Source organism: Oceanospirillum beijerinckii DSM 7166 (genome assembly GCF_000422425.1).
GTDB lineage: Bacteria > Pseudomonadota > Gammaproteobacteria > Pseudomonadales > Halomonadaceae > Oceanospirillum > Oceanospirillum beijerinckii.
Genome location: NZ_AULT01000086.1, coordinates 1 through 5032, shown reverse-complemented (window position 1 = coordinate 5032; position 5032 = coordinate 1). Strand labels below are relative to the sequence as shown.

6 protein-coding genes are annotated in these 5032 nt (G+C 50.9%); 4 read left to right on the top strand and 2 right to left on the bottom strand.

The genetic code is table 11. The features are described 5' to 3' along the window. The first annotated feature begins 115 nt into the window (after window positions 1–115). Entirely contained in the window at window positions 116–1003 is an 888-nt protein-coding gene (locus H579_RS0118310) for a RepB family plasmid replication initiator protein (protein ID WP_028301871.1), read from the top strand. A 549-nt stretch (window positions 1004–1552) separates the two neighbouring features. Here the strand turns inward: H579_RS0118310 and H579_RS29935 are convergent. Together H579_RS29935 and H579_RS0118300 are read right to left on the bottom strand one after the other, a co-directional pair. Continuing rightward, on the bottom strand, window positions 1553–1687 hold the full coding sequence (locus H579_RS29935; protein ID WP_281167070.1) for a hypothetical protein: 135 nt from the start codon (window positions 1685–1687) through the stop codon (window positions 1553–1555). Window positions 1688–1993: 306 nt separating this feature from the next. Then, window positions 1994–2611: a DNA-binding protein gene (locus H579_RS0118300; RefSeq protein ID WP_028301870.1), complete on the bottom strand. Its 618-nt coding sequence runs from the start codon at window positions 2609–2611 to the stop codon at window positions 1994–1996. Between the two features lie 334 nt (window positions 2612–2945). Between H579_RS0118300 and H579_RS0118295 the strand changes: the two genes are divergently transcribed. The 3 genes from H579_RS0118295 to H579_RS0118285 form a co-directional block, all read left to right on the top strand. Beyond that, window positions 2946–3689 (top strand): hypothetical protein, encoded by a 744-nt coding sequence (locus H579_RS0118295; protein WP_028301869.1) that lies wholly within the window; start codon window positions 2946–2948, stop codon window positions 3687–3689. A 32-nt stretch (window positions 3690–3721) separates the two neighbouring features. Then, window positions 3722–4543, top strand: coding sequence for a hypothetical protein (locus H579_RS26455; RefSeq protein ID WP_051227871.1), 822 nt, complete (start codon window positions 3722–3724; stop codon window positions 4541–4543). Further along, window positions 4540–5032 (top strand): metal-dependent hydrolase (locus H579_RS0118285; protein WP_028301868.1); only part of this gene is annotated, 493 nt, incomplete at its 3' end. The genes H579_RS26455 and H579_RS0118285, both read left to right, overlap by 4 nt.

Sequence of the window (5032 nt, the reverse complement as noted above, 5' to 3'; positions counted from 1 at the left end):
ATAAGTGTACGGATTGGCGGTTATAAGTGTACGGATTGGCGGTTATAGATGTACGGATTAACGGCTTTTATGTACACTACCGATCAATGTACATAAATATAAAAGGACTCTCTCCGTGGCAAAAGAAATGGTCTACAAATCGAATGCGTTGATCGACTCCGCATCATACCGTCTTAGCGTCATGGAGCAACGAATTATCCTGAGCTGTATTTCAAAAGTACGGCGAGAAGATGAGGTGACAGACGAGATCATGTACTCGGTACACGCCAGTGAGATCTCTGAGCTGTCATCCACGAATAAGAAGGATATTTACCCCAGGCTCAAAGAAGCCGCCTTTCGCTTGAAGCGAAGAGAGGTCAAGTTACATCGCGACGCCAACAACAATTCAAAAAGGGTCAAAACCTTAATTACCAATTGGGTTCAGACCATCGTTTATAACGATAACGAAGGCAGCATTGAGCTTAGATTCTCAAAGGACATTCTCCCGTATATCTCCCGGCTGAATAAGAACTTCACCCGCTACAGGCTTCAAGAGATTGGAGAGCTGGACAGCGCCCACGCGATTCGCCTCTATGAGATCCTGGTTCAGTACAAAGCTGCAGGCTGCCGAGAAGTACTCGTTGAAGATCTGAAGGAGATGATGCAGCTGGAAGACCGGTACAACAAGATTGCAGAACTCAAGCGCAGGGTGATCGATCCGGCGGTAGACCAGATCAATAAACACACTACGCTGACGGTGACCTATGACCAGATGAAGCAGGGACGAAAGATCGTTGCCTTTGTCTTTTCTTTTGAACAGAAAAGCCTTCAGGGCAAGCTCGATCTTCCAGACTTCCTGGATTTCCACGAAGAGCAAGCCAAATTAGAGACAAAGAAAAAAGTACTCTCAAGCAATGAGGAAGCGATGGCACTTGCACGGCCAGGGGAGGCATACCCCATTACACTCCGCCGACTGACGCAAGAAGGGTATCAGTTAAAGTTCAAACCGAACTTTGCTACCTGATAAGTGGGATAGAGGCCTTATCATTTATATGTGTACGGATTGGCGGTTTAAGGCCTGAATTATGACAAAATCCTGACAGTACCTGCCGTGGCCATCGCTCATAATTCTATCCATAAGCCCCGTATAATCAGTCTTCTAGCCCGATTACCAATTAAGAGAGTGGTTCAAGGGGGCAGAAAAGTTGACGGTTTTCTTCGCTAATCAGCGGTAAACCCTATCGAATTACTCTGATAAGTGTACGGATTGGCGGTCTGAAGCCTGAACTATGACAAAAGCCTGACGGCATCTGCCGTGGCCATAGATCATCATTAAGGCCAGAAGTCCCGTATAATCAAGCCTCTAGCTCGATACCCCGTTAAATATGTGACTTAAAAGATCATACAGAGTTGACGCATTTCTTCGCTAAAACGATGCGATTTATCGCCATTACTGGCCAATATCACGTAAATTCCGACGTATGGCGTCGTTTGTTATGTGTACGGATTGGCGGTAGGTCGCCTGAACTATGACAAATACCTGACGAGAGGAAGGTAAGCCCCCGGAGGGGCTTTACTGCTGTTTCTGCTCAATCGTATTGCCGATGGTGATGTTACCGATCGAAATTAATGGACCGCCGTTAGCCTTCGCCAGAGCTAACACCAAAATCACAATCACCGATAACTTAGCACTCCTTGTTACCTTCATATTGCCCCCTGTATTAGTTTGATACATCCAACTGTATCAGCCTTGTCAGCTCTATTGTGGGGTGCGGTTTTTTTGGTTCATGAAGCTTTACAAGAATTTTAGAAATCAATCAGATAGCCAAGAGCTATGGACATTCATAGTCAGGAGTAGAATAAATTTTCCCATGGGAAACAATCAGTTATAGGCAAGGTAAATCACAGAAGGGGAATCATAAACAGAGAAGCGCACAGCGGAGCACGCTTCTCTGTGTGGGGGAACAACAGTCTACCGGATCAGAGCGAAGTCTGCAGCTGATTGGATACCATCTTACTCTGTGCCCTTGTCCCGGTTACGCACTATCTCTATCAGCTCCTGCTGCAGCGTCTTGTTTTCCTGTCTGGCCTCTTTCAGTTCTTCCCTTAACAGATCGATCTGTTGGGCCTTATCGTCCTGGCCAGCGGCTAAGGTGGCGTTGGTAATGGCCAGTTTCTCCTGTTCGGTCTTAGCTTGGGCCAATGACTGTTCCAGGGTGACCACCTGTTTGGCTTGGTGATCGGCGTTGATTTCTGACTCCGCCAGCCGCTTCTCTAACCGGGCGATCTCTTCCAGGGCTTCCGATAGTTCGGTGCTGACCTCTTCCACTTCTTCCCTGGCTTGCTGCCGGATCTGCTCCGTGTTGGCCAATGCCTGTTCACTGGCGGTACTCCAGATTTTCCCTAGGGAAACTTGTATCGATTGCTTGAGTTCATCAGGCATCTGCAGGGCGGCGTTAATGTCTTCGCGCCGTGCCTGTCGCCATTCCCGCATCACCGGGGAGATATGGGATAGGGAGCCACCACCTAGCCGTTGCCGTACTTGCTCATTCGTCGGGTTCTCTGTGCCGGTATCAACCAGATGATTGGCCGCATTGATGATCCGGGTCTTGATATCGCTCTTTACGTCCATGAGATGTGTCCGCCTATTTGTATTGTATGTATTAATAATACATACAATACAAATTCACTGCCAGTCGTGCCGGGGCTAAACGCTGGTTTTGGGGTGTTCTTGGTGTGTTTTTAGGAATGGATAGGCCGTTATCCGGAGCAAATACCGGAACCACTCAATAGCCCAGGACGGGCCGGGAAACCTGCACGGAATTAACGAACGTTATTTTCGATCACCTTGCAGTTTATATGGTCTTTGTCTAAGTTGATTTTTATATACCCCTAAGATTTTTGAATTTTAGCGACACGATACACGAAATTAACAGACGATAACCGCACGGCAAGGAGGCCAAAAAATGCGTTTTTTGAAGCTCAGAACCGATTATCACCCCCGAAAAGACGGTTCCCGCACTGTGACGCCCCTTGTCGTAGACTCCCCGCGTAAGTTTGCGCCGTCAAAAGAGCGCAAAGAGCAATGTCTGAGTAAAAAACGCTGCCTCTTGATCACTGGGGCCCATGATTCCGGGAAAACCCGTTGGCTCAGTCGCTTACGGGATGAATGGGAGCCGATCTGGGGATCAAAGATTAAGGCTGAACCCATCTGGTTAGGCGCGTTATCCCCGGTCGGCTCCTGGGTGGACAATAGCGCGGTGGCCGATTGGCACGATCAACAGGAGAAACAGCGCTCAGAGGCTGACCCCGACTACCGCTTACGCCTGTGGGATAAGCTCAATCAGCAGCAAAAAGCGGACATCTTGCCGGAATATCTCAAGGACAATGGCGGTTTGCTGTTTATCGATGATGCCCACCGGCTTAGTGGCCGTAAGCTGCAGATTGCCAGGCAATGTGTGATTTCTGCAAAAATTTGGGTGATCACCGCCAGCCAGGAAAACCGACTGGCCCCGAATCTAAGGCCGGTGATCGAGCGGCGGGAACCCCAACGCACCCGGTTAAAAACCGATGCCAGCTATGACGCCACCAGCGCAGCGGTCTGGATCATGATGTTACTGGCCCTGGGCGCGGGTTGGTGGGAGATCAGTCTGGTACTTGGCGGCTTGAAGATGCTGGGCAATGGCCGGAACTCGGCCCGGATGGATTAATACTTTCAAGGAACGGCATAGGAGGTGCCAAGATGAAGCTAGTTTTACGTATCTTATCGACGATTTCGTCCATCTTTCTGGTGGCCATGCTCTTGTTTATCCTGGGCCTGCTGTTTCTGGCCCCACCGGCCAGGGCAGAGACACCGGCCACAACCGATCCGCCTGCAGCGGAATCACCTGAGCCAACCTTCTGGCAAACCATCCCTATCTTCTCTGGCCCGGCAGAGCCCGTGCCGGAGATTAAAACCTATCAGTTACCGCGCTTTGATCCCGAGGCACAGGGCAATCACCATACGCCAATAGCCCCACTCCAACTGGCCCCGGCCATCGATTACGATGCCTTATACCAGGCCACGCTGAATTGTTATCCGGAGAAAAGTAAATTCGGCCTGGAAGTAGAGTTAGAAGGCGCATACCGCAACCGGAAAACATACGACTATACAGGGTCTGAAATTGGCCAACACTATATTGGTGTGGTGGCCCGTATGCCGCTGTATAGCGCGTCAGAACTGAACCGTGAGCGGGAGAAAGAGTACAAACGCAGGACGGATACCGCCGCTACTATCGGGGCGTTTCTCTCCGCCCTGGCGAAACGCAATCACGCCATTCGGGAGCTGGGTCTTTATCAAAGCCTGGAAGCCAGATCACAAATCAGAGTGATGCAGGGCGTGGCCGAAACAGCCGAACAGGTGCGCTATCTGGAACGGGTCGCCCAGGCCCAGGAAGCGCTGATCAGTGCAGAAACCGCCATCGCCCAACACCGCTTAAGCCTGATCGCCAGTTGTTCCGATGAAAAAGCACCGGTACTGAATCAATACCTGCAGGTGGTCAGCGCCCGGAGTCAGCAAAAGTGAAGTGGTTTAATCATATGGCCATCGCCGGTGCGACCTGCGCCGTGGTCAATCCGGCCCTAGTGCCACTGGCCGTACTGGGATCGACCGCCCCGGATTGGTTAGAGTGGGTGGCCAAGGCCCTGGGCAACCGTATCAAACACCGGACAACGACCCATTACTTTATTGTCTGGCTTGTCGCCTGCATCGGTAGTTGGCCACTGGACCCCACCGGCATGGTGACTGCTTTTACCTACGGCGGCTTAACCCATGTGATGACCGATGCCATGACGGTAAGCGGTGTGCCCTTCGGGCCGCAATCCGACAGGCGATTTCACTTATTCGGTGGCAGGTTCAGGACAGGAGACCCGACAGAGTACGGCATTGCTTTTGGCATAGTGGCTCTGTGTGCTGCATTGGTGATGCTTAGGAGTGCCAGCGGGTGGTATCCGTTCTTTTACGATTGGGCGGGATTGTATAATTCAGGGGTGATAGACGGCGCTGAATGGCGGG

Bases quoted from the DNA above. Each gene is read 5' to 3' on its own strand.
- H579_RS0118295 (WP_028301869.1), top strand. From the start codon at position 2,946: ATGCGTTTTTTGAAGCTCAGAACCGATTATCACCCCCGAAAAGACGGT.
- H579_RS0118300 (WP_028301870.1), bottom strand. From the start codon at position 2,611: ATGGACGTAAAGAGCGATATCAAGACCCGGATCATCAATGCGGCCAAT.
- H579_RS26455 (WP_051227871.1), top strand. From the start codon at position 3,722: ATGAAGCTAGTTTTACGTATCTTATCGACGATTTCGTCCATCTTTCTG.
- H579_RS29935 (WP_281167070.1), bottom strand. From the start codon at position 1,687: ATGAAGGTAACAAGGAGTGCTAAGTTATCGGTGATTGTGATTTTGGTG.